This window comes from Streptomyces sp. Ag109_O5-1 (assembly GCF_003814875.1).
GTDB classification, from domain to species: domain Bacteria; phylum Actinomycetota; class Actinomycetes; order Streptomycetales; family Streptomycetaceae; genus Streptomyces; species Streptomyces sasae.
In genome coordinates this window covers 5012839-5037828 of record NZ_RKQF01000001.1, presented here as the reverse complement: position 1 = coordinate 5037828, position 24990 = coordinate 5012839, and the positions used below count along the sequence as shown (strand labels likewise).

Annotated in this window: 22 protein-coding genes and 1 pseudogene; 16 read left to right on the top strand and 7 right to left on the bottom strand. The window is 68.1% G+C overall.

The window, feature by feature from the left end; translation table 11 throughout:
* Positions 1-55: 55 nt before the first annotated feature.
* Both EDD90_RS22910 and EDD90_RS22905 read left to right on the top strand, forming a co-directional pair.
* Positions 56-1225, top strand: coding sequence for a sensor histidine kinase (locus EDD90_RS22910; protein ID WP_123974819.1), 1170 nt, complete (start codon positions 56-58; stop codon positions 1223-1225).
* Complete coding sequence (locus tag EDD90_RS22905; RefSeq protein WP_123974818.1) at positions 1222-1881, top strand: response regulator transcription factor; 660 nt, start codon at positions 1222-1224, stop codon at positions 1879-1881. The genes EDD90_RS22910 and EDD90_RS22905 overlap by 4 nt, the downstream gene beginning before the upstream one ends.
* Before the next feature lie 165 nt (positions 1882-2046).
* Here EDD90_RS22905 and EDD90_RS59055 read toward each other — a convergent pair whose 3' ends face one another.
* Positions 2047-2496, bottom strand: coding sequence for a cold-shock protein (locus EDD90_RS59055; RefSeq protein WP_123974817.1), 450 nt, complete (start codon positions 2494-2496; stop codon positions 2047-2049).
* A 153-nt stretch (positions 2497-2649) separates the two neighbouring features.
* On the bottom strand, positions 2650-2793 hold the full coding sequence (locus EDD90_RS55590; protein ID WP_185149188.1) for a hypothetical protein: 144 nt from the start codon (positions 2791-2793) through the stop codon (positions 2650-2652).
* Positions 2794-3442: 649 nt separating this feature from the next.
* Here EDD90_RS55590 and rpsL point away from each other — a divergent pair.
* The 5 genes from rpsL (at position 3443) to EDD90_RS22875 (ending at position 11013) form a co-directional block, all read left to right on the top strand.
* Positions 3443-3814, top strand: coding sequence for a 30S ribosomal protein S12 (gene rpsL / locus EDD90_RS22895; protein ID WP_003948652.1), 372 nt, complete (start codon positions 3443-3445; stop codon positions 3812-3814).
* A gap of 2 nt (positions 3815-3816) precedes the next feature.
* Positions 3817-4287: a 30S ribosomal protein S7 gene (gene rpsG / locus EDD90_RS22890; RefSeq protein WP_005481264.1), complete on the top strand. Its 471-nt coding sequence runs from the start codon at positions 3817-3819 to the stop codon at positions 4285-4287.
* A 39-nt stretch (positions 4288-4326) separates the two neighbouring features.
* Positions 4327-6453: an elongation factor G gene (gene fusA / locus EDD90_RS22885; protein ID WP_123974816.1), complete on the top strand. Its 2127-nt coding sequence runs from the start codon at positions 4327-4329 to the stop codon at positions 6451-6453.
* Between the two features lie 171 nt (positions 6454-6624).
* Positions 6625-7818: an elongation factor Tu gene (gene tuf / locus EDD90_RS22880; protein ID WP_123974815.1), complete on the top strand. Its 1194-nt coding sequence runs from the start codon at positions 6625-6627 to the stop codon at positions 7816-7818.
* 180 nt (positions 7819-7998) lie between these two features.
* Entirely contained in the window at positions 7999-11013 is a 3015-nt protein-coding gene (locus tag EDD90_RS22875; RefSeq protein WP_123974814.1) for a glycosyl hydrolase 115 family protein, read from the top strand.
* 24 nt (positions 11014-11037) lie between these two features.
* On the opposite strand, the gene EDD90_RS22870 is transcribed toward EDD90_RS22875, so the two are convergent.
* A complete protein-coding gene (locus EDD90_RS22870; protein ID WP_123974813.1) occupies positions 11038-11565 on the bottom strand; it encodes a hypothetical protein in 528 nt (175 codons plus the stop codon).
* Here EDD90_RS22870 and EDD90_RS22865 point away from each other — a divergent pair.
* Both EDD90_RS22865 and EDD90_RS22860 read left to right on the top strand, forming a co-directional pair.
* On the top strand, positions 11519-12796 hold the full coding sequence (locus tag EDD90_RS22865; protein WP_123974812.1) for a Hint domain-containing protein: 1278 nt from the start codon (positions 11519-11521) through the stop codon (positions 12794-12796). The two genes, EDD90_RS22870 and EDD90_RS22865, sit on opposite strands and share 47 nt — an antisense overlap.
* Before the next feature lie 113 nt (positions 12797-12909).
* Positions 12910-13182 carry a hypothetical protein gene (locus EDD90_RS22860; RefSeq protein WP_221305123.1) on the top strand — a complete coding sequence of 91 codons (273 nt, stop codon included), beginning with the start codon at positions 12910-12912 and terminating at the stop codon, positions 13180-13182.
* Positions 13183-13330: 148 nt separating this feature from the next.
* Here the strand turns inward: EDD90_RS22860 and EDD90_RS22855 are convergent, their stop codons facing one another.
* Together EDD90_RS22855 and EDD90_RS22850 are read right to left on the bottom strand one after the other, a co-directional pair.
* Positions 13331-14725: a S41 family peptidase gene (locus EDD90_RS22855; protein ID WP_123974810.1), complete on the bottom strand. Its 1395-nt coding sequence runs from the start codon at positions 14723-14725 to the stop codon at positions 13331-13333.
* Between the two features lie 170 nt (positions 14726-14895).
* Positions 14896-15809 (bottom strand): annotated as a pseudogene (locus tag EDD90_RS22850) (hypothetical protein).
* A 355-nt stretch (positions 15810-16164) separates the two neighbouring features.
* On the opposite strand from EDD90_RS22850, the gene EDD90_RS22840 reads away from it, so the two are divergent.
* Positions 16165-16383: a DUF397 domain-containing protein gene (locus tag EDD90_RS22840; RefSeq protein WP_123974808.1), complete on the top strand. Its 219-nt coding sequence runs from the start codon at positions 16165-16167 to the stop codon at positions 16381-16383.
* A 650-nt stretch (positions 16384-17033) separates the two neighbouring features.
* Positions 17034-17540 (top strand): hypothetical protein, encoded by a 507-nt coding sequence (locus tag EDD90_RS22835; protein ID WP_123981503.1) that lies wholly within the window; start codon positions 17034-17036, stop codon positions 17538-17540.
* On the opposite strand, the gene EDD90_RS22830 is transcribed toward EDD90_RS22835, so the two are convergent.
* The gene (locus EDD90_RS22830) at positions 17496-17909 is read right to left on the bottom strand and encodes an isochorismatase family protein (protein ID WP_185149187.1); all 414 of its coding nucleotides are present in this window, start codon (positions 17907-17909) and stop codon (positions 17496-17498) included. The genes EDD90_RS22835 and EDD90_RS22830 overlap by 45 nt on opposite strands.
* A gap of 38 nt (positions 17910-17947) precedes the next feature.
* A complete protein-coding gene (locus EDD90_RS22825) occupies positions 17948-18310 on the bottom strand; it encodes a hypothetical protein (protein ID WP_123974806.1) in 363 nt (120 codons plus the stop codon).
* A 79-nt stretch (positions 18311-18389) separates the two neighbouring features.
* Between EDD90_RS22825 and EDD90_RS22820 the strand changes: the two genes are divergently transcribed.
* From EDD90_RS22820 to EDD90_RS22800, 5 genes are all read left to right on the top strand, one after another.
* Positions 18390-19037 carry a hypothetical protein gene (locus EDD90_RS22820; RefSeq protein WP_123981501.1) on the top strand — a complete coding sequence of 216 codons (648 nt, stop codon included), beginning with the start codon at positions 18390-18392 and terminating at the stop codon, positions 19035-19037.
* A gap of 18 nt (positions 19038-19055) precedes the next feature.
* Positions 19056-19514 (top strand): hypothetical protein, encoded by a 459-nt coding sequence (locus EDD90_RS22815; protein WP_123974805.1) that lies wholly within the window; start codon positions 19056-19058, stop codon positions 19512-19514.
* A gap of 15 nt (positions 19515-19529) precedes the next feature.
* Positions 19530-20003: a hypothetical protein gene (locus EDD90_RS22810; RefSeq protein WP_123974804.1), complete on the top strand. Its 474-nt coding sequence runs from the start codon at positions 19530-19532 to the stop codon at positions 20001-20003.
* Positions 20000-20332: a hypothetical protein gene (locus EDD90_RS22805; protein WP_260328000.1), complete on the top strand. Its 333-nt coding sequence runs from the start codon at positions 20000-20002 to the stop codon at positions 20330-20332. The genes EDD90_RS22810 and EDD90_RS22805 overlap by 4 nt, the downstream gene beginning before the upstream one ends.
* 115 nt (positions 20333-20447) lie before the next feature.
* Entirely contained in the window at positions 20448-24980 is a 4533-nt protein-coding gene (locus EDD90_RS22800; protein WP_123974803.1) for a DUF6531 domain-containing protein, read from the top strand.
* Positions 24981-24990 lie beyond the last annotated feature (10 nt).

Genomic DNA, 24990 nt, shown 5'->3' with positions numbered 1-24990 from the left:
GTATTAAGCCTGTGGGCCCGTGTTCCGACAGCCCCGCACACATACGATCGGGTCCATGACCGTCGCGCCCCCGCCGCCCCTGCTCAAGCGCCTTCCACTCGGTCTGTGGGTGGCGCTCTTCTGGTCGGCGGTCATCCTGGTGCGCAGCCTGCAACGGCCCGGGGAGCTGCACCACCTGCTCGAGTACGACGACAACATCGAGGACGCGTCGCTCCTGGTCACGGCCGTCGTCACCACCGTGGGGGCGCTACTGCTGTTCCGCGCGCCGCTGGCCGCGGTGGCCGTGACGCTCGCGGGCGCCGTCTTCTCCCACGGGATGTGGGACCGGGTGACGCCGTACGCGCTCTTCCTGCTGTCCGACGGACTCGTCGGCTACATCACCGCCACTCGGCAACGGCGCACCTCGGCCCTAGCCGCCTTGCTGCCGATCGGGGTGGTGGCCGGGAACATGGTCTGGTGCCCGTTGTACGGGTATCCCGTGAGGAACTCGGTGTCGCTCGCCCTCGCCTCGACCGTTGCCATCGCCTGGCTGATCGGCAACACGATTTACCAAAGCCGCGCCCACGCCGAGATGCTGCGCTCCCAGGCCACACAGCAGGCGGTCACCGCCGAGCGGCTGCGCATCGCCCGTGAACTGCACGACATCGTCGCGCACAACATCGGCATCGTCACCATCCAAGCCGGCGTCGGCAGACGGGTCATGGAAACTCAGCCCGAACAGACCCGCTGCGCCCTCGAGGCCATCGAGATCACCGGTCGGGAGACCCTGGCCGGGCTGCGCGGCATGCTCGGCGCACTGCGGCAGACCGACCCCCGGTCGGCGCCGCTCGAGCCCGCCACAGGTCTGGCCGATCTCCATCAGCTGGTGGCGAAGACCATGGACGTCGGCGTCCGGGTCGACGTGCGACGCCGGGGCGAGCCCCGCAGCCTGCCTGCCGAGGTGGACTTGGCCGCCTTCCGTATCATCCAGGAGGCCGTCACTAACGTGGTACGGCATTCCGGCACTAAGGACTGCAGCGTGACGGTCGACTACCGGCAGGACGAATTGGTCGTCGAGGTCGTCGACCTCGGCTGCGGTGGCTCGACGGCGAGCGCCGGCTACGGCATCGTCGGCATGCGGGAGCGGGTCAGCCTGCTGCACGGCCGGTTCAGCGCCGGCTTCCGGCCCGAAGGCGGATTCCGTGTCGCGGCGCGGCTCCCTGTGCCGGTGGAGGTCGCGGAGTGATCCGCGTCGCGCTGATCGACGACCAGCCTCTGATCCGCACCGGCCTGCGTGTCCTCATCGCCGACACGCCCGACCTGGAAGTCGTGGGGGAAGCCGGGAACGGGGCCGAGGCGGTGGCGCTCGTCGCACGGCTGCGGCCGGACGTCGCCGTCATGGACATCCGTATGCCCGGCATGGACGGAATCGAGGCCACCCGCCGGATCACCGCGGGCCCGGAGTCGGGGACCCACGTCCTGGTCCTCACCACGTTTGACGACGACGACTACGTCTACGGCGCGCTCAGGGCCGGAGCCAGCGGCTTCCTTGTCAAGGACATGCAATTGGAAGCGATTCTCGACGCGATCAGGGTGGTCGCCGCCGGAGACGCGCTCATAGCCCCGCACATCACGCGCCGCCTCATCCAGGACTTCGCGGCACACCCGGCTCCTGCCGCCACCCGCCCCGGAGCGATCGACGGCATCACCGACCGGGAACGCGAGGTCCTCTTCCTCGTCGGCCGCGGCCTGTCCAACTCCGAGATCGCGGAGAGGCTCTGCATCAGCATGGCCACCGCCAAGGCCCATGTCGCGCGTCTGCTCGCCAAACTGGACGCGCGCGATCGCGTCCACCTCGTCATCCTCGCCTACGAGAGTGGACTGGTTTCGTCCTCGCAGTGATGCCACCGGCGGAGCCGGCGGAGCCCGTGGAGCAGTCGGGCTTGCGACCACCAAGGCACAGCGCATGGAGGACACAACCCGACTGCCCGGAACGGTTCATCGCCGGCGGCTGTGGTGGACGGACGTCCTGAGTCGCCCTGCGCGAACGGGCGGTCCCGCCTGGGATCAGCCCTCGACCCAGCCGTGGCTCCTGCTGAGCTGGACCAGCTGCTGGCGAAGGTTCGTGATCTGTTCCCCGGTCAGCCATGAGGCTGCGTTCAGGAGGAGTTCAGTCACCTCGAAGCTGTACTCCGCGACGCTGAGTACGTCGCAGGTGGGTTCTTCACCGTCCGCGGGTACGACGGTGGACGTCTGGATGGACGGGGGTACCTGGAGCCGCACGGGAGGCGGAGGCATGACAGGGGCCTGGGCCCTCTCGGAAAGGCGGACGGATGAGGCCTTGGGCCCGCGGTCGCCCTTTTCGATCTCGAACTCGACCCAGGTCCCCGAACGCACGGAGGTCTCCGGGATCAGTAGATCGTTGGCGTGCAGGAAGACATCCTCCCCGCCCTGCTCAGGAGCGATGAATCCGTAGCCTCGCACCCCGTCGAACCGCAAAACCTTACCTGCCACCATCTGAACCTCTCAACCCCATAACCTTCTCGGGCCCCTTGCCCGAACAGCTGTACCGGATCCTAGCCTCGTGAGACGCGCAGGTTTGAAGCAACCCGGCGGCTTGGAGTGCTGAATCCGGGGTCCGGTCTGCGTCGGCGGCGAAGTTCCGGCTGGTCAGAGGTGTGGGCTGGAGGTAGAGGACCGGCTGGGGACGGGGAAGGGGTACGCGCTGTCGAGCGTCCCCTCCGTCTTGATCTCGGCCAGGCCGATGGGCGGCGCGCGGCCGGTCACCCACACGACCTTGGCGAGGCTCCGCATTTCGCCATGAACCTGCCGACTCTTTCCGGCAGGGAGTCGCCCAGTCGATCTCCGGCTGGTGCCGCAGGTGGCCGGGCAGGGGTGCCCGGGGGGTGCGGGTGCGCCACGGGCCGCCCCCTTGTGCGACCGGCCACGTCCGCTGTCGTGCCCGCCACGTCGTCCCCTGTCCGCCGCGTCTCGGCTCCACGTCCGCCGGGCGGCGGCCGCAGAGCCGGTCTTCCCGTGCTCGTGGCACGCGCGTTCTGCGGCTCTCTGGCGAGCCGCGGGCGGGTGCGGGCACGGGCGCCCGCGGCGCCGCCCGCCGGATCGGCCAGGTGGAGGTCGGCCGCTTCTGCGTGGCGCGTACGGCCGGAGACCGGCCGCCACCACACCTCCCACGGTGCTTCGTGGGCAAAGCGGGCACACCCGCGCCTCCGGCCCCTTATTTTGACCCAGCTGGAAGCGGTAGGTACGCTCAGACCTTGTGCCTGGGGTGTGCCCTGACCCTCGTGCGTGCCTTGAAACCGCACCTGAGCGACGAAGCGGCCACCGTGATCCGCGCCCCCTTCTGCCTTCCGGCAGGAGTCCGCGGAATCCGACACACCCGACCGCGTGGGTCGGCGACGTTCCAGGTTAGCTTCACCATCGGCACACAGAAACCGGAGAAGTAGTGCCTACGATCCAGCAGCTGGTCCGCAAGGGCCGGCAGGACAAGGTCGAGAAGAACAAGACCCCCGCACTCGAGGGCTCCCCTCAGCGCCGGGGCGTCTGCACGCGTGTGTTCACGACCACCCCGAAGAAGCCGAACTCGGCCCTGCGTAAGGTCGCGCGTGTGCGTCTGACCAGCGGGATCGAGGTCACCGCCTACATTCCGGGTGAGGGACACAACCTGCAGGAGCACTCCATCGTGCTCGTGCGCGGCGGCCGTGTGAAGGACCTGCCCGGTGTTCGCTACAAGATCATCCGCGGCTCGCTTGACACCCAGGGTGTCAAGAACCGCAAGCAGGCCCGCAGCCGCTACGGCGCCAAGAAGGAGAAGTAAGAATGCCTCGTAAGGGCCCCGCCCCGAAGCGCCCGGTCATCATCGACCCGGTCTACGGTTCTCCTCTTGTCACCTCTCTGATCAACAAGGTGCTGCTGAACGGCAAGCGCTCCACCGCCGAGCGCATCGTGTACGGCGCCATGGAGGGCCTGCGCGAGAAGACCAGCAACGACCCGGTCATCACGCTGAAGCGCGCGCTGGAGAACATCAAGCCGACCCTTGAGGTCAAGTCCCGCCGTGTCGGTGGTGCGACGTACCAGGTTCCGATCGAGGTCAAGCCCGGTCGCGCCAACACCCTCGCGCTGCGCTGGCTCGTCGGCTACTCCCGCGCCCGTCGCGAGAAGACCATGACCGAGCGTCTGCTCAACGAGCTTCTCGACGCTTCGAACGGCCTCGGTGCGGCCGTCAAGAAGCGCGAGGACACGCACAAGATGGCCGAGTCCAACAAGGCCTTCGCGCACTACCGCTGGTAGTCGCTACCCACATCGAGACCGAGAGAAGACCGAAGCCTTATGGCTACCACTTCACTTGACCTGGCCAAGGTCCGCAACATCGGGATCATGGCCCACATCGACGCGGGCAAGACGACCACCACCGAGCGGATCCTGTTCTACACCGGTGTGTCGTACAAGATCGGTGAGGTCCACGACGGCGCTGCCACCATGGACTGGATGGAGCAGGAGCAGGAGCGTGGCATCACGATCACCTCTGCTGCCACCACCTGTCACTGGCCGCTCGAAGACGTCGACCACACGATCAACATCATCGACACCCCGGGCCACGTCGACTTCACCGTCGAGGTGGAGCGCTCCCTGCGCGTGCTCGACGGTGCCGTGACGGTGTTCGACGGCGTCGCCGGTGTCGAGCCCCAGTCCGAGACAGTGTGGCGTCAGGCGGACCGCTACGGCGTTCCGCGTATCTGCTTCGTCAACAAGCTCGACCGGACCGGTGCCGAGTTCCACCGCTGCGTCGACATGATCAGCGGCCGCCTGGGCGCGCAGCCGATCGTCATGCAGCTCCCGATCGGTGCCGAGGCCGACTTCAAGGGCGTCGTCGACCTGGTCACGATGAAGGCCTTCGTGTGGTCCGCCGAGGCGGAGAAGGGCGAGATGTACGACGTCGTCGACATCCCGGCCACCCACACCGAGGCTGCCGAGGAGTACCGCGGCAAGCTCGTCGAGACCGTCGCCGAGAACGACGACGAGATCATGGAGCTGTACCTGGAGGGCCAGGAGCCTTCCGTGGAGCAGCTGTACGCCGCGATCCGTCGTATCACCATCGCGTCCGGCAAGTCCGAGGGCACCACGGTCACCCCGGTGTTCTGCGGTACCGCGTTCAAGAACAAGGGTGTTCAGCCCCTGCTCGACGCGGTCGTGCGCTACCTTCCCTCCCCGCTTGACGTCGAGGCCATCGAGGGCCACGCCGTCAACAACCCGGAGGAGGTCGTCAAGCGCAAGCCGTCCGACGACGAGCCGCTGTCCGCGCTGGCGTTCAAGATCATGAGCGACCCGCACCTCGGCAAGCTCACCTTCGTCCGGGTCTACTCGGGCCGCCTGGAGTCCGGCACGGCCGTGCTGAACTCCGTCAAGGGCAAGAAGGAGCGCATCGGCAAGATCTACCGCATGCACGCGAACAAGCGTGAGGAGATCGAGTCGGTGGGCGCCGGCGACATCATCGCCGTCATGGGTCTCAAGCAGACCACGACCGGTGAGACGCTGTGCGACGACAAGGCCCCGGTGATCCTGGAGTCCATGGACTTCCCGGCCCCGGTCATCCAGGTCGCCATCGAGCCCAAGTCGAAGGGCGACCAGGAGAAGCTCGGCATCGCGATCCAGCGCCTGGCCGAGGAGGACCCGTCGTTCCAGGTCCACTCGGACGAGGAGACCGGCCAGACCATCATCGGTGGTATGGGCGAGCTGCACCTCGAGGTGCTGGTCGACCGTATGCGCCGTGAGTTCAAGGTCGAGGCCAACGTCGGCAAGCCGCAGGTCGCGTACCGCGAGACGATCCGTCAGGCCGTCGACCGCGTCGACTACACCCACAAGAAGCAGACCGGTGGTACCGGTCAGTTCGCCAAGGTGCAGATCGCGATCGAGCCCATCGAGAGCGGCGACGCGTCGTACGAGTTCGTGAACAAGGTGACCGGTGGTCGCATCCCGAAGGAGTACATCCCTTCGGTCGACGCCGGTGCGCAGGAGGCCATGCAGTTCGGCATCCTCGCCGGCTACGAGATGACCGGCGTCCGCGTCACGCTCCTCGACGGTGGCTACCACGAGGTCGACTCCTCCGAGCTCGCCTTCAAGATCGCCGGTTCGCAGGCCTTCAAGGAGGCCGCGCGCAAGGCCAAGCCCGTGCTCCTTGAGCCGATGATGGCCGTCGAGGTCACCACGCCCGAGGACTACATGGGTGAGGTCATCGGCGACATCAACTCCCGCCGTGGCCAGATCCAGGCCATGGAGGAGCGGGCCGGTGCCCGCGTCGTGAAGGGCCTCGTGCCCCTCTCGGAGATGTTCGGTTACGTCGGCGACCTGCGCAGCAAGACGTCCGGCCGGGCCAGCTACTCCATGCAGTTCGACTCCTACGCCGAGGTTCCGCGGAACGTCGCCGAGGAGATCATCGCGAAGGCCAAGGGCGAGTAGCGCACCGCGTTCCACGCACCGCGCGCACACGCTTTAGGCTTGACCCCGGAGCCTCACGGGTCGTTCCTCCGCATTCGTGGTGGAACGACCCGGGGCCCGGGACACACCAGCAAAGATCACCTGGCGCCGATTGAACCAAGGCGTACAGAACCACTCCACAGGAGGACCCCAGTGGCGAAGGCGAAGTTCGAGCGGACTAAGCCGCACGTCAACATCGGCACCATCGGTCACATCGACCACGGTAAGACGACCCTCACGGCCGCCATTACCAAGGTGCTGCACGACGCGTACCCGGACCTGAACGAGGCGACCGCGTTCGACAACATCGACAAGGCGCCCGAGGAGCGTCAGCGCGGTATCACCATCTCCATCGCGCACGTCGAGTACCAGACGGAGACCCGTCACTACGCGCACGTCGACTGCCCCGGTCACGCGGACTACATCAAGAACATGATCACGGGTGCCGCGCAGATGGACGGCGCGATCCTGGTCGTGGCCGCCACCGACGGCCCGATGCCGCAGACCAAGGAGCACGTGCTCCTGGCCCGCCAGGTCGGCGTTCCGTACATCGTCGTCGCCCTGAACAAGGCCGACATGGTGGACGACGAGGAGATCATGGAGCTCGTCGAGCTCGAGGTCCGTGAGCTCCTCTCCGAGTACGAGTTCCCGGGCGACGACCTGCCGGTCGTCAAGGTCTCCGCGCTGAAGGCGCTCGAGGGCGACCCCGAGTGGACCCAGTCGGTCCTGGACCTCATGACCGCTGTCGACGAGGCCATCCCGCAGCCCGAGCGTGACGTCGACAAGCCGTTCCTGATGCCGATCGAGGACGTCTTCACGATCACCGGTCGTGGCACCGTCGTCACCGGTCGTATCGAGCGTGGTGTCCTCAAGGTCAACGAGACCGTCGACATCATCGGCATCAAGACCGAGAAGACCACCACCACGGTCACCGGTATCGAGATGTTCCGCAAGCTGCTCGACGAGGGCCAGGCCGGTGAGAACGTCGGTCTGCTGCTCCGCGGCATCAAGCGCGAGGACGTCGAGCGCGGCCAGGTCATCATCAAGCCGGGCTCGGTCACCCCGCACACCGAGTTCGAGGCGCAGGCCTACATCCTCTCCAAGGACGAGGGTGGCCGCCACACGCCGTTCTTCAACAACTACCGTCCGCAGTTCTACTTCCGTACGACGGACGTGACCGGCGTTGTGACCCTCCCCGAGGGCACCGAGATGGTCATGCCGGGTGACAACACCGAGATGTCGGTGCAGCTCATCCAGCCCATCGCCATGGAAGAGGGCCTGAAGTTCGCCATCCGTGAGGGTGGCCGCACGGTCGGCGCCGGCCAGGTCATCAAGATCACGAAGTGATCCCGGCCCGCAAGGGCTGACCAGGCAGGTCTGAAGAGGCCCGTACGACTCCGGTCGTACGGGCCTCTTCGCTGTCTTCGCCGCCCGAAACTATTCGACGTGTACGACCCCTGGTTCCCCGGGAGCCGCCCGCCCACCATTTGTCATGCCGCTGACCAAATTCGGGTGGAGGGGTGAGGCATGTCGGTGCGTCGTAGGACCGTACTGGGCGCGGGAGTCGCCGCGGTACCGGTGTCGGTGCTGTCGCCGGGAGTCGGAGTCGCACAGGCCGCGGGCGACGGGGATGGCGGGGATGGCGGTCCGCGGGTGACGGACCCCGGCGCGTACATCTCCTTCACCGCCGTCGGAGGGGCCTTCCCCCTGGTCGGCGCGCCCGTCGTGGTGAGCGCCGACGACCACCCCGGAGTGGTACGGGTGGCGGGCGACCTCCGCGACGACATCGAGCGGGTGACGGGCGTACGGCCGGGCGACACGGTCGCCCGCCGTGTGGTGCTGGTCGGCACGATCGGCCGCAGCCCGCTGATCGACGGCCTGGTGGCCGCCGGCCGACTGGACGTCTCCGGGGTCCGCGGCCGCTGGGAGACCTCGCTCCAGACGGTGGTCGAGCATCCGATGCCCGGAGTGGAGAAGGCGTTCGTCATCGCGGGCAGCGACCCGCGCGGCACGATCTTCGGGGCGTACGACGTCTCGTACGGCATCGGGGTCTCGCCCTGGTACTGGTGGGACGACGTGCCGCCGGTCCACCGCGACGGCGTGTGGGTCCTGCCCGGCCGGTACACGCAGGGCACGCCGACGGTGCGGTACCGCGGTTTCTTCGTCAACGACGAGAACCCGGCGCTGGGGACCTGGGCCCCCGCGTACTTCGGCCCCGGCAAGGCCCCCGGCTATCCCGGCGGCTTCAACGCGGACTTCTACGCCCGTGTCTTCGAGGTGCTGCTGCGCCTGAAGGGCAACTACCTCTGGCCGGCGGTGTGGGGGAGGGCGTTCGCGGAGGACGACCCCGAGAACCACCGGCGGGCCGCCGCATACGGTGTTGTCATGGGCACGTCTCACGAGGCGCCGATGATGCGGGGCATCGAGGAGTGGAACCGGCACGCGGGCGCCGGGACCGACCCCTACGGGGGCACGGGCGAGTGGTCGTACCTCCGCAACCCCGAGGCGCTCAGGGCGTACTGGCGGGCCGGCATCCAGCGCATGGTGGACCAGGGCTTCGAGGGTGTGGTCACTCTCGGCATGCGCGGCAACGGCGACACCGGCCTCCCCGACGGCGACGGCATCGAGCTGATGCAGGAGATCATCGCGGCGCAGCGGCAGATCATCGAGGAGGTGACGGGGAGACCGGCCGCCGAGACCCCGCAGGTGTGGACGCTCTACAAGGAGGTCCAGCGGTACTGGGACCGTGGCCTGAGGGCACCCGACGACGTCACCGTCGTCCTGACGGACGACAACTGGGGCAACATCCGCAGGCACCCGTCCCCCGAGGAGCCGCGCGGCGGCGGATACGGTCTGTACTACCACTTCGACTACGTGGGCGCCGGCCGTAACTACAAGTGGGTCGACACCGCGAACCTCCGCAACGTCTGGGACCAGCTCCACCAGGCGCACGCCTACGGCAACCACGGCCTGTGGGTGGCGAACGTGGGCGACCTGAAAGGCAACGAACTGCCGACGGAGTTCTTCCTCACCTACGCCTGGAACCCGGAGCGTTGGGACTTCGACCGGCTGGGCGAGTGGGAACGGAGATACGCGAGCCAGAACTTCGGCGCGGCGGTGGCCGGGGATGTGGCCGAAGTCCTGGCCGTCTACGGCCAGTTGCAGGCGCGCCGCAAACCCGAGCTGCTGAACCGCCGGATCACGCTCTCCGACACCGGCGCGGTGGTGTACGACGACCGGCAGACCCCTTTCTACTTCGGCCACCGTGAGCTGGAGCGGGTCACGGAGGAGTGGCGGGAGCTGGGAAGACGGGCGGCGCGGATCGGACGCCGGCTGCCCGAGGCGGCCCAGGACGCGTGGTTCGAACTGGTCGGGTACGAGGTGGCGGCGACCGCGAACCTGTACGCGCTGCGGGAGGCCGAGTTCACGAATCTCCGCTACGCCCGGCAGGGCAGGGCCGCGACCAACGACCGTGCGACGGAGGCGGAACAGGGCCTGCAGCGGGACCTCGACCTGGCCGACCGCTTCAACTCCCTGGTGGCGGGCGGCAAATGGCGGGGCTTCCAGAGCCAGCCCCACATCGACTACGGCGACGTGGACCGCTACGGCCCCAACGCGCCCTGGCAGCAGCCGGAGAAGGACAACGTGGCACTGCCGGACGTGCTGTTCCCGGCGGTTCGGAGGATCGAGGTGCCGCAGGCGGCGGGGCTGGGGGTGTCGGTGGACGGTGCGGAGGACTCGGGGACGTTGCCGCCGTTCAGCCCGTACCAGACCCGGCCGCAGCAGTACGTCGAGGTGTTCAACCGGGGTCGTACCCCTTTCGCCTACCGGGTGGATTCCTCGGCGCCGTGGCTGACGGTGGACCGGCCGCGGGGGCGGGTGGCACAGCAGGTCAGGCTGGAGGTGCGGGTGGACTGGTCCCGGGCTCCGGGCGGCCGCTCGGAGGGGACGCTGACGGTGAGCGGGGCGGGGGATTCGGTGACGGTGGGGTGTGTGGCGGAGAAGCCGTCCGCGCGGGGCCTGCGGGGCTTCGTCGAGGCGGGCGGCTATGTGGCGATCGACGCGGACCACCACGACCGTGCGGTGGGGGAGTGGCGCCGGCTGACGGGGATCGGCCGGACCGGGGCGGGGATGACGGCGTGGCCGGTGACCGGGGGTTGGGCACCGGATGCCCGGCCTCGCCTGGAGTACGAGGTGAGCCTGCTGTCGGCCGGGGAGGTGACCGTGTGGGCGTACCTGTCCCCGCGCAATCCGGCGCTGGGGACGAGCGGACTGCGCTACGCCGTGTCCTTCGACGGCGACGAGCCGCAGTCCGTGGACATCACGGCAGGCGCTGACGACGGCTTGCTGAACGTGGTGTGGGCGAGGAACACGTCCGACAACGTGAACCGTTCCGCGACGAGGCATGCGATCACACGCGCGGGGGCCCACCGCCTGACGTTCTGGACGGTGGACCCCACGGTGGTGCTGCAACGCCTGCTGATCGACACGGGTGGCCTGACACCGACGTATCTGGGGCCGCTGGAGAGCCGGCGGCTGTGACCGCCGGCTCGCCGGCTCCAGGGCTCAGCCGAAGGCCAGCTTCCCCGTCCAGGTGCCGATCACCGTGGTGTAGCTTCCGATCGTCGTCTTGCCGCCGTAGTAGAGACGTACGCTGCCGTCGCTCATGTGGGCGTACAGGTCGGGGACCGAGTCGGAGTTGACGTCCGGGACGGCGAAGAAGCGGGGTACGTCGGTGCCGGTCCAGCCACTGGCCGCGTACTCGGTGTCGGCACCTCCCGCGCCCGCCGCGGAGTTGGCGAGCGACATGATGTCCACGCCGGTGCCCGCCGAGTTGGCCTTGCCCTTGCGCAGGATCAGCCGGCCGGAGTCCGTCGTGCGGTAGAGCATGTCGGCGATCCCGTCGCCGCTGATGTCGGCGACCGTGACGATGTCGCGAGTGGTCCAGGCGCTACCGGTGTTCAGCAGTGTGGCGTCGGCGAAGGAGCCGCCGGTGTAGCCGGTGATCGCGCATGCCGCATGGAGCGCAACGAAGACGGTCGCCCACGTGGCGTACGAGTACTCGGGCGTCGCGGACATCGTCAACTGCGCCACGAACCCGACGCTGGGCTCCTGCCTGATGGCCGCGGCGACGATCATCATCACGGTCGCCACGTTCGGCGAGGGCGGCCTCGCGCTGGCTGCGGCCCGCGGCGGCATGCGCTTCGGTGGGGGGGTACTGGCGCGCGGCGCCGAACAAGCGGCCGTGAAGACGGCGGAGAAGACCGTCGCGAAGACCGCGGCCAAGGCGGTCGAGAAGAAGGTCGCGAAATCCGCCGAGGAGAAGGCGGCGAAGGCGGTCGAGAAGAAGGCCGTCAAGTCGGCCGAGAAGTCGGCGGCGAAGACGGCGGAGAAGGACGCCGGCAAGACCGCGGAGAAGGACGCGGGCAAGGCGTCCGACGCGGGCGAGGACGCGGCCGAGTCCGGCGGCAAGTGCAACAGCTTCACGCCGGACACGCGCGTTCTCCTGGCCGACGGCAAGACCAAGGCCATCAAGGACCTCAAGCCCGGCGACAAGGTCAAGTCCACCGACCCGGTCCTCGGCGGCCTCGGCACCCAGACCGTCACCGCCACCATCCAGGGCCACGGCACCAAGCACCTGGTCCGCCTGACCCTCTCCAACGGCAAATCCATCACCGCAACCGACGGCAAATCCATCACCGCAACCGACGGCCACCCGATCTGGCTCCCGAAGCTGCACCGCTGGGCGAAGGCGAAGGAACTCCGCTCGGGCGACTGGCTGCAGACGTCGGCCGGCACCTACATCCAGATCACAGCGGTCCGGGCGTGGACCCAGACGGCAACGGTCAACAACCTGACCGTCTCCAGCACGCATACGTACTATGTGCTGGCCGGGACCACGGCCGTCCTCGTCCACAACTGCGACGATCCCGCGCATGCAGACGACTGCTATTGCGATTTCGGAGATACCCCCAAGCCGCGTGCAGATGCTCTGAGTGATGATGTCTGGGAATCTGCCGAAGCAAGCGGAGCGGGAATCACCGACGCAGAAAGGGCTGGCGATGCTGGGTCGATCGCGCGCGGACACGCCAATGCCAAGCGTGGCGGTGAATTTCCTGGAATGTCCGCCGAGGATCTCGAAACTCACGTCCGGGATGTGATGAACAATCCGGCTCGCGCGAAGGATCTTGGCAGTGGCCGGAGAGCCTATCAGGGGAACGACGGTTCTACGGTCGTGATTCACGACCCCATGAGCCCTGATATGGGGACGGTCTTTAATCGAAGTGCCGCAACGATAGATGAGTACTGGAACGGCTTGAACTGATGGATGAAAATTCACCGCGCCCGAGCCAGGTGCTGGCCCAGTCAGAGGTCGAGTTGCTTCGGCGTGCCCTCCTGGAGTGGGGAGGGCCCGCTCGGTGCAGTGATGAACTGGCTGTGGCGATCGGGTTCAGGGACTTTGCCGACCTGGTCGAGGAGAGTCGCAGGCTGCGCGAGATGTTGGCCAAGGATGTTCAGATTTCGCGCGTAGACTGGGCACGGATAGTCCTGGGTGTGGAAATTGTCTTCGTCAGCGATCTGGCTGGGTCGGGTGTCGAGTGGGCGACGACGACCGGATTCGGTGACGAGGTCACCGTGATGGCGATTCGGTCGGTCCAGCGAAAGCTGGCCGGCGTTGTTCGTCCGTATTATGGGAGACGCCCGCAGTGAGCTCTTCTGATCGTGACCAGATCGGGTGACGGGCCGGCCCGTCACGGCACGAAGCACCTAGCCTCGATCTTGCGTGAGGGCCCGTCGACGGAGTTGGTGGGCCTTTTCGTTTTCCGGGCCGACTTTCCGCAGTGAACCAGTGACCGTGTCATGACCTGCCTCCCGTCAACAGTTCCATCGCCCGGTCGAACGCCGAGTCCCGCCCCTTCGCGAACTCCTCGATCGTGAAGACCGGTTCGGTGATCTGGGGTGGGATGCCGGTGCCGTCGAAGGTGCGGCCGGTGCGGGTGAGGTACTCCTCGTTCGGGAGCCAGGCCGACATGCCGTTGGGGAGGTAGCGGACCAGGATGTCGGAGAAGACGCCCTGTGTCGGCCGGCCGATGCGGACCGTGCGGCCGGGGCGGTCGATGAGGGCCTGGGCGAAGGTCTCGCCGGCGCTGATCGTCGAGCCGCTGGTGAGGAGGGCGATCGGGCCGGTGTAGCGGGGGTCCGGGGCAGGGATGACCTGGATCGGCTCGGGGCGGGTGTGGCGGGTCGGGTCGGCCGGGTTGTTGCGGGCGCGCTTGGAGTAGGCGACGTACGGGATGTCCGTCAGTCGCTCGGCGATGTGGATGCCGAGGGCGTCGGAGCCGCCGCCGTTGATACGGAGGTCGATGATCAGGCCCTGCATGGTGCGGGCGCGGACGGGGGTGAGGACGGTGTCCAGAGCCCGGCCGAGTTCGGTGAGGTCGGCGGAGTACGAATCGTCGTCCGGGTCGTATCCGTCGAAGTCGGAGATCCGTAGGTACCCCAGGCCGTTGCCGAGGTCCGCGAAGGTGATGAGGCCGTCGGCGAAGTCCTGCCGGTCGGTGGCTTCCTTGAGGTCGCGGTCGATGACGAACTTCTTCACCTTGGCGTCGAGCTCCGGCCCCGGCACGTCGGTGCCCGGCCGCCCCACGCCGTAGTGACGGTTGCCGTCTTGGACGAGTACGTGCGCGTCGTGGAGCGGTGTGATCATACGGCTGAAGATGTCGAAGAGCTCGCTGCGGGTGGTGTCCCGGTGCACGAGGGGCCGGTAGTGGTTCCGTACCGCGTGCCAGTCGATGCCCTTGGCCGCGAAGAAGGGGTAGTTCTCCTCGAAGGACTGCCAGAAGACGTCGAAGGAGGCGCGGGGGTCGGACGAGGGCAGGCGGCCCGTCGAGGGCGAGTGGATGCAGGCGGCCGGCAGGGAGCCGATCCGTTGCAGCCGCCGGTACCCGACCGAGCTGTCGTCGCTGAGCTGGGCGCGTCGGCCGTCGGGTGTGGGCCGCAGAGTGAGGACGTCGCCGTCGTCGGAGTCGTACGTCCCCTGTTTCGCGGCCGCCCCCGAGAAGTCCCCCTTGCGGCAGCTGACGGCTGTCGTCTGGTACTCCTGCAGCCCTCTGCCGTCGACGGTCAGGACGGTCCCGTAGCCGTCCGTGCGCCACACGCCGTCCAGGTTCGCCCCGGCATCGGGTGTTCCCGGGGCCGTGGCGGCGAGGGCGAGTACGAGGAGGAGAGCTCCGGTCCCGACGACGGTTCGCACGATGGCGTCCTTCCACCCACACGCGACTGACGCTTGCGCCCATCACGTTGCCGGACCCGGAGGGCCTCGGCCATCCGGCAGACGGGTGGGACGCGGGTGGGGGGCTCCGGGGAGAGCGCCGGACTACAGAGGCCTCCGGGAACGGTGAGCAGGCGGGACCTCTGGCCTGCTCACTCCGTCACGTCGGCGAATACCTCGGCGGTGGAAGCGGCCGTCATGGCCCGCGTCAGCCAGGTGGTGAGGACGTCGTGGTCGTCACAGGTGCTGATCCGCTCGCGAGCCTCCTCGGAGACTTCGATGTCACGGCCGGCGAGGACCAGGAGGAGGGATTCGGCTACGCCCTGGGCCTTGCCTTCAGCCCTGCCTTCAGCCCTGCCTTCGTCCCGCAGTTCTTCGGCGAGGGACGACGTGAAGAATGACGTGTCGATGGCCACGAGGTGCCTCCAGAGGTCTGCGGCCAGGGTCTTCTCCAGGCCTTGTCGGGTCAGCTCGATGTAGATGTCGGCGGTGTCTTCGTCGTGTTCCTGCAGGTCCCGAAGGACCGGTGCCATCGCCTTCGGTATGGCCTCGATCTGCGGATCGCGGTGATGCAGAACCGCGGAGAGGACTGCCATCGGCAGATCGTGCGCCACCTTGTCCGGGCTGGTGACGATCGGGACGTTGTCCGGTTCCAGGACCAGCGGACGCAGGGTGAGCGAGGGCCACTGCCGCGGACCGATCTCCAGGTGCCTGGCGGCCCAGGTCGCGGTGGCGCGGTCCTGGCACACGACGACCACGACCGGCGGCAGCCGGTACTTGGCGTGGAGGTAGGAGAGGGAGTAGGTCCAGCTGGCCGGCTTGTCCGGGTCCTTCTTGCCCTGCGCCTCCACGACCAACAGGTAGCTGCCCTGCTCGGCGGTGTCGACGCGCATCAGACTGTCGACGCGTCGTTCCTAGGGGGTGGTTCTCGGTGAGATCGGTGGGGAGCAGGGTGCTGGCGACCGGGTCGGCGAACGGGACACCGATCGACCGGGCGGCGCGGGCGAAGAGCCCCCGGATCCTGCTGGAAGATCCGGTGCATCGCTTCGTGCGGGGAGCTGACCATGAGGGGGATCGGGACCTCTCGTCGTGGGAACAGCGCTGTTCAGGAGACTTGCGGCAGAGGTCGGTGGGGGCGGCAGTCCCGGCAGCGGCCCGGTTCGGCCGCGCGGAACGGGCGGTCGCAGCCGTCGCAGTTCTGGAAGGGGAGCGGGCGGGGTGGGGCGGGCGGCGACGGTGGTGGCAGGTACTCCGTGAGGCGATGGGCCATGAGGCCGGCGGAGTGGTGGAGCGGCCCGGTCGGGAGGCAGGCGGTGAGAGTGCGTCGTACGGCATCGGCGGAGGTCGGTATGGAACCATCCGGGCTCAGGCTCTCCCACCACGGGAGTCGCTGTCGCTCATTGAGCAAAGCTGGGAGAAACATGATCGGCAAGGCCTCTGACGGGGACGCCTCCGGACTGGTGCGGTTCAAGAGCAGCTACAGCAGTGGCCCTGACGGCGACTCCTGCGTCGAAATAGCCGCCACTCCCACCACCATCCACATCCGAGACTCCAAGAACCCTCCTTCCCACAGCCCCAACCTCACCTTCCCGTCCGCCGCCTGGACCGCGTTCCTCTCCTATGCGGCCACCGGCGAGTGAGATACGCCCGCGAACTCTTCGCACCGCTCGGTGGAGTGGTGGCTGTGGGTGCGGTGAATGCCACCGGGACCTGGGTGCCGGCCGATGCGTCGGTGGGCGCGTTCCTCGAAAGCCGGCGGCAGGAGTGGGACCGTCTCTTCGCCGCTGTCTGCGCACTCTGCGCGTTCGACGGTGATGAAGCCAGAGCGGAAGCCGACAAGCTGGGCTACTTCCGCGACTACGAGCTGTCGCCGCCGATCCTCGTCCTCTGGTCGGCCGGAGTGACGGGAGTCGAGAGCCTGCGCGACCCGTCGCCGTCGACCGTACGCCGTATGTGCCGTATGGTCGCGGACCTGCAACTGTCGGAATTCCTGGACATGTTGGTGGCGGTGGCCCTGGACGCCGGCACGGACGCGGCCAGGGGCGCACCCCAGGTCACTGAGATCCTCACCATCGCCTGCGCCTTGGCGGACCCGACCGGCGACATCGCCCCTTCCCACGTCCACCGCATGTGGCGGGTAGCCCACCTGCCGTCGATGCTCCGTCCTGACTCACCCACCCCCGACCGCATCAGGGCGGGCTTCAGGTCGTACGACGAGGCGCTGGAGGATCTGCTCACACGCCCGCCGGAGCGGGGCTACCGCTACGTCGGCCCGGCCGAACTCGCGGTCATGTCACCGCAGTCCACCGGCGCAGGCGCCCTGATCACCTCCGCGTCCGACTTCTCGACCTGGGTGGGACGACAGTCACCCGCGGAGCTGGCCGAGCCGTTCACCTACGTCGTCGACCTCGACGGCCGGCTGCGGCTCGCGCCACGCCGTAGCGAACACGTGGCCTGCGCCGGCGGAGCAGCCGTACTGGGCGCCGGGGAGATCACGTTCGTTCGCGAGGCGGATCGGTGGACGGTCAGCGAGGTCAGCAACCAGTCGACCGGCTACTGCCCCGACCTCACCTCCTGGCCTGCGGTCGCACGCGCACTCGACCGCATCCCGCTCGGACACCCCTCCGGCTTCACCTACGAGGTGGTGTTCCGCCGCTGCCCGCGCTGCGCGGAGCACAACATCGTCCGTGAAGCCGACTTCGTCTGTGTCTTCTGCGGCAGCGAACTGCCGACGACATGGAACGTGGACGCGTCACGTATCGAAGCGGATCTCCGCAGCCGGAGCCACGGTGACTGACCGCCCCGCGTACTGGATGACCGAGAAGATCACGTTGTGATGCGCGACGATCTGCGCGGCCGTCGGCGCGGCACCGTCCGGGCGTTCCATCGTGGTGTGGCCGTCGGCGGCGAGGACGAGGTCGTAGCCGTGGGAGAGCGCGCTGCGACTGGTGGAGTCGACGCAGAAGTCGGAGGCGTAGCGGGTGACGACGAACCGGCGTCCGGCCCGCTCCTCCAGGACCTTGCTGAGTGCCGTGCCGAGGAACGAGTCCGCGCTGTCCTTGTCGAGGACCACGTCCGTCGGCTCAGGCGTCAGCGTCGGATGGACTTCGAGCCACTCGGCGAGTGCACGCTGCATGTCGATGATGAGCAGTGCGGTGTCCGGCATGCGGTGAGCCTGTCCACCGGCCACCGCCATGATGCCGACTACTCGGCCTGTTCGGCCTTGTTTCCCCCGCCGCCGGCCTGCTGCTGGCCGCCACCCTCCGGCCGTACCGCGTCCTTCGCCTTCTTCGCGAGGTCGTCGTCCAGCTTCTTGAACTCGCGGACAACGGTGTCGGACATGTCGGCGAGCGAATCGATCTGCTTGGTGATGTCCTCGCGGCCGTCGTGCCAGTTGGACTCGAAGTCGTCGAGGGCGTCGTAGACCGTGCCGCTGCCGATGTCGTCCTGGTAGGACTCGAACATCTTCTTGGTGTGGTTGAGGCGTTCCTTGATGGAGCGCAGCTTGCGGCCGTAATCCTCAAGCTCGCTCAGCGGTATGGCGAGGTCGCTCTTGCCGTTGCCCACGTGACTGTCCCCCGTCCGCGCGTCTCGTAGTCTGGGCCGCACCGTATATCAGATCATCGGGGGAGGGGTGGCGTACACCATGGGCCGCTATATGGAGGCGCTCACCATCGAGCGCGGCGGATTCCGGATCAAGGTGCCGGAGTCGTGGTGGGAGTTCGACGTACGGCCGGAGTCGCGCGACGACTCGATCCGGCGGATGGTGAACGAGCGGATCGCCCAGTACCCGGAGCTGGCGCAGTACCGGGACACGTACGTCGGCTTCCTGCGCAAGTCGGCGGCGGATGCATGGAAGTCGGGCGCGATGTACTGCGGTTGCATGGCGGAGAGCTTCGGCGGCGACACCCCGATCACGGGCTCGGTCACGGTGTCGCTGGTCGGCGGCCGTACGCGCGACGGCGCGCCCCTGTCCAACGACCCGGCCGCCATCGCCGCCCAGCTCGCCCCCAAGGAGGCCCATCGGGAGGGCGACTCCTGGCGCAAGGTGACCACCGTCGACATCCCCGGTGTGGGCCCCGCCGCCCGCACGTACGGCATCGAGGACATCCCGATCCCCGAGGACAGCCTCAACCGCACGATCCGCGCGGTCCTGATGCAGACGTTCATCCCGGTCCCCGGCCAGGAGGGCAAGGTCGCCCTGGTCGCCGGCAGCAGCCAGGTCCTCGACCTCGCCGACTCCTTCTTCGACATCTTCGACGCGATCACGTCGACGTTCCGCTTCGCGGACTGAGCGAGCGGCTGGCCTTCATTGAATTGGGAGAGCGGCGAGGGCCTGCTGGGTCTCGACGACCCCGCTGAGTGGGACGCCGCGTTCGATCGTGGCGAGGATCATCTCGGTACGGCGGTGATCGGGCTGGCTCTCAACTGCCCTCTGGAGGAGGCATCGCCTCGGATCCTGCGGGCCATGAGGCTGCCGGACCGGAATCAGCGAGGGTATGCCTTCACCGCCGCCGGCACCGCGGCACGCCTCAACGGCCGACTGACCCCGGAGTTGTACGAGGCACTGCGCGCGGAGGGCCAGGACGGCCGGGCCGAGGACGCGATCGGCGACACGCTGACGTTCGTGCCGTACCGGGACCTGCCGCCCTGGCTCAAGCGTCGGCGGGTGTACGTGACGGTGCGCGGCAAGCTGGAGTACTGGTGGCTGCGGTGCGCGGACGCGGTCGAGGACGGCCGGCGGATCCTGCGTGGACGCAGCCGCCGCTGAACGGACGGAGATGCAGTGACGACCGCAGGAGAAGAGCTGCTGCGACTCGTACCGCCGCCGGATGCGACCGGGGGCACCGTCGACTGGGAACGAGTCGACGCCGCCGTACGCGGCGCCGAGCTGCTGGAGCAGATGTCGGAGAGCCTGCGGGAGCGAGTCCCGTACGACATCGATCACCTGCTGGCGGCCGGTAAGACCGACAACGGAGACACGATCTACTGGTTCATCGAACCCGAAGACGCCCCGAACCAATGGACCGTCACGGCGAACGGGGCGCGCAACACCAAGTGGCCCCACTTCGAAGGTGGAATCGTGGATTTCCTGGTGGCGATCCTCTCCGGAGCGCCACGGCTGGACATGCTCCCCAGCGGCTTCCTCAGCGCCCGCCCAGCCTTCGCCCCGGAGCCGGAGCCGGAGCCGGAAACCGTCCGCCGTCGACCGCGGGCGCGGCACCCAGACCGCTCGACGCCAGAAGGGGCACCGGGGTGAGAACCGAGGAATTTCTCGTGGAACTCGACGATGGGATGCTGGAGTTCTTCCGGGACATCGCCGAAGTACTGGTGACCAGGTTCGGTGTTTCTCCCGAAGTGGCGGCTGCGCGGGTCAACGCGGTCTACGAAGACGCGAAGATAGAACCCTATCCGGATCTCATGTGCCATGAGTTTCCCGAGTTCTGGGCCTACCGGCTCTACTTCGAGCCCAAGGGGTGGCGGACACCGGACGGAGACCCCGAAGAGGACCTGTCCGGCTGGAACGTGCGTCCGGCGCCGCCGAAGGGTTCACGCTTCTGGACCGTCAGCGACCGTCCCGGCGCCTGAGAGCCCGGCCCACGGCCCAGCCTGCGCGCCGGGCTTCACCTCGAACGACAGTTCCTTGTAAGTTCGCGTGTGCACAGGGTTGTTGACGGGGCGTACGCGACGGGGGTTGCGGGACATGGCGGGTTATCGACCGGCGGACTGGCATCCACTCGACCTCGACAGGGACCCGACCCCCGGCGATCCGCAGCGCGTCCGCACCCTCGCCACCCAGCTGCACACCTTTGCCGACGACGTCTCCGACGCTCTGCGTCTGGTCAAGGGCATGGCCGGTGAGGACACGCTCCTGGAGTGGGCGGGCAAGTCGGCTGAGGTGTTCAAGGAGCAGTTCAAGGACGTTCCAAAGAACCTGAAGAAGCTGAAGAAGTCGTACGAGATGTGCGGCGACGCGCTCGCGGACTACTGGCCGAAGCTTGAGCGGGCGCAGGCTCTCGCCGACAAGGCGCTCGCCAAGGCGAAGGACGCCCAGTCCGATCTCTCCTCCGCCAAGTCCCGTCTTTCCTCGGCCGATTCCTGGGTGACCCGGGCGACGAAAGAATCCGACAAGTACAAGGACGATCCCACCGGCAGCAAGTCGAACGCGGACAAGCCGGACGCGGCCAAGGTGCGGGCCGCCACCCGGGATGTGCAGAGCGCCAAGTCGGCACACACCAAGGCCCAGTCAGACGTCACGACCGCCCAGAGCGCGCTGGACGCGGCGAAGAAGATGGCCGAGGACGCGCGCAGGATGCGTGACGACGCGGCGGGCGAGGCGAAGCGGAAGATCGACGAGGCCTCCGACGCAGGGATCCCGAACCGGCACTGGTGGCAGGACGTCGGTCACTGGTTCGAGGACAACTGGGACACCATCGTCACCGTCTGCAAGGTCGTCGTGACGGTCGTCGGGATCATCGCGATGATCATCGGTGGGCCGATCCTCGGCGCGATCGTTCTCGTCGCCGCGCTCGTCGTCCTCGCGGACACCCTCTACAAATACTCCAAAGGCCAAGCCTCGCTATGGGACGTGGCGTTCGCCGCCATGGACTGCATACCCGGCGGCAAGGGGATCACCAGCCTCGGCAAACTCGCCAAGGGGCTGCGGACTTTCGGGAAGACCGGGCTCAAGGGCATGGCGCTGGGAGTGAAGGGGCTCGGCAGGAACGTCCGTGGGCTCAGCCGGCCGATGAAGAAGCTCTTCACCTGCGGTGACCCGATCGACATGGCCACGGGGCAGATGGTCATGCACGAGACCGATGTCTCCCTCGACGGGGCCCTGCCGCTGCTCCTGGAGCGCAGCCATCGCACGGGTGTGGCGACCGGCAGGCTCTTCGGCTCCACCTGGACCAGCACGCTCGACCAACGCCTGCTGCTCGACTCCGCCGGCGTACGCCTCGTCTGCGCCGACGGCATGGTTCTGCACTATCCGATGCCCGATCTCGGCGTCCCCGTCCTTCCGGTCGCGGGGCCGCACTGGCCACTGAGCGTGGACGAGGCGGCCGACGGCGCGTTCACGCTGGAGCAGCGTGAGAGCGGCCGTACCCTCACCTTCCGGTCGCAGCCCGGCACAGCCGCCGACGAGGTGCCGCTGTCCGTGATCAGTGACCGCAACGACAACACGATCACGCTGCGGTACGCGGACGGGCTGCCTACCGAGATCGTCCATCACGGTGGCTACCGCATCGACGTGACCTGCGAGGAGGGACGGATCACCGACCTGACGTTCGCCGACCACCCCGACCGGCCGAGCCTCGCCCGTTACGGTTACGACCGGAACGGGGACCTCGTCGAGGCCCATGACTCGGGCGGGCTTCCTCTGAAGCTCGCCTACGACGCCGACCACAGGGTCACGGGCTGGGAGGACCGCAACGGCGCGTGGTACCGGTACGCGTACGACTCCGCCGGGCGGTGTGTGTCCGTACGTGGCATCGACGGAATCCTCGACTACGCCTTCGAGTACGACGAGGAGTCGCACCGGACGATCGCCGTCGACTCGCTCGGAAACGTCACGCGGTACCAGTTCAACGACGTCTATCAGATGATCGCCGAGACCAACCCGCTCGGCCACACCGTCCGCCACGAGTGGAACGATCGCGACCAGATGCTGTCCCGCACGGACGCTCTGGGACGCACCATGACCATGGACTGGGACCACGCCGGACGTCTCGTCGCCGTCCGGCTGCCCGACGGACGCGCGTCCACAGCCCGGTACGACGACCTGGGTCGCCCCGTCGAGATCACGGACTACGACGGCACGGCGATCCACCAGGAGTGGGATGCACGGGGCAACTGCCTGTCCCTGACGGAAGCCGGCGGAGGGACCACCCGCTTCACACACGACCGGACGGGGGCCGTGGCCTCGATCACGGACGCCCTGGGAGCGGTGACCCGGTTCGAGAACAACGCGGCAGGCCAACCCGTTCGCGTGACCGATCCGTTGGGTGCCCGGACCCTGCTGCGCTACGACGCCCTCGGACACAACACGGAGATCGTCGACCCGCTGGGCAGGACGTCCCGCCAGACCTGGACCGTCGAAGGCCGTCTCACCTCACGGACCACCCCGGACGGGGCCCGCGAGACCTGGAGCCACGACGCGGAGGGCAACCGCACCGCCCACAGTGACGCACTGGGCCGGACCACCCGGTTCGAGTACGGCGGGTTCGACATGCTCTCCGCGCGCATCACGCCGGACGGTTCACGCTATGCCTTCCGCTACGACAGCGAACTGCGCCTCACCCAGGTCATCAACCCCGACGGCCGCACCTGGGACTACACCTTCGACGCGGCCGGCAACCTCCTGAGCGAGTCCGACTTCGACGGCCGTACCGTCGGCTACGCGTACGACGCGGCGGGACAACTCGTCGGTCGCACCAACGCCATGGGCCAGACCGTCCGGTTCGGCTACGACTCGGTGGGCAACCAGACCGAGAAGACGGTGGACGGCCTGGCCACCGTCTACCGGCACGACGGCGCCGGGCGGCTCACCAGCGCCACCGGACCGGTCAGCAGCCTCACCCTGCGCTACGACCACGCGGGCAACATCGTCGGCGAGGCCGTGGACGGACGTGAACTCACCACGGCGTACGACGTTCTCCATCGTCCCGTGCAGCGCACCACACCGGCCGGCGTCGTGACGACGTACTCCTACGACCCGGCAGGCAACCGGATCGCCCTGAGCACCGAGGGCCATGTCCTGACCTGTGCATACGACGCCACGGGCCGCGAGATCACGCGTCGGCTCGACAGCGACTGCGTGCTCTCCTCCGTCTGGGACACGGGTGACCGTCTCGCTGAGCAGAGCCTGACGCGCCCCGGATCCGCCGAGCCGGCGCTGCACCGGTCCTACGCATACGCGGCCGACGGCAACCTCACCGCTGTGCAGGACCGGATCCTCGGCCGGAGGTCCTTCGGTCTGGATCCGATGGGCCGGGTCACCTCGGTCCGGGCCGAGACCTGGACCGAGGCGTACGCTTACGACGCGGTCGGCGGCATCACACGCGCCGACTGGCCGGACACGCAGCCCGAACCGGAGGCCCGTGGCGACCGGGTTCACACCGGCGGGCGTGTCGTCCAGGCAGGTGCCCTCCGCTACGAGTACGACGCCGCGGGCAGAGTCGTCCTGCGGCGCAGGACCCGGCTGTCCCGAAAGCCCGACGTGTGGCGTTACGGCTGGGACGCCGAGGACCGACTCGTCTCCTGCACCACACCGGACGGCACCCGCTGGCGCTACCACTACGACGCGCTCGGCAGACGGGTCGCGAAACTCCGGCTGGGACCGGACGGGGAGACCCCCGTCGAGGAGACCCGCTTCGTGTGGGACGGCCCGCACCTGGTGGAACAGACCACCCGGACGCCGGACGACGAGACGACGCTCACCTGGGAGCGCGACGACATGACGCCCCTGACCCAGTCAGAACGCCGCAGGCCGGACCCGCTTTCGCAGGACGAGGTCGACCGGCGTTTCTATGCCATCGTCACGGATGTGGTCGGCACCCCGACCGAGCTGGTGGACCACGACGGGGAAACCGTCTGGCAGGCACAGGCCACACTCTGGGGGCTCACGCGTACCGAAGCCGCAGCGGGGACCGGCACCCCCTTGCGGTTCCCCGGCCAGTACGAGGACCCCGAGACAGGCCTTCACTACAACTACTTCAGGCACTACGACCCGGCCGCCGGGGCGTACATCAGCCCGGACCCGCTGGGCACGGAGGCCGGCCCACGGCCGCACGGGTACGTGGTCAACCCGTTGACCTGGGCGGACTACCTGGGACTGAAATCGTGCTCCCAACTCCTGCGGGAGAACATGGTCAAGGAAGGGCGGCTCGTCAACCCGGGCCAGGCGGCGGCCCACATCGTCCCCTCGGGCTTCAACCGCTCGGGCGGCCCTCGGATGCGGGCCCTCCTGTCGAAGTACAAGGTCGACGTCAACGACGCGGCCAACGGCATCGCCCTCGGCCACCCCCGGCCGCACAACTTCACCCACACCGACCGGTTCCTGGGCCGTCTCGACGCCCATCTCCACAACGTGGTGGCCGACCGTGTCGCACGCGGATACGGGGACCGGGCCATCCGTACCGTTCTGCGCCGGGAACTGCGGAGCGTCGGAAAGCAGATCGAGGGCGAGCTCGCCGGTGTTACGCACGCCGTGCCGAGTACCGCCTACTGGACGGCATAAGGATGACTCC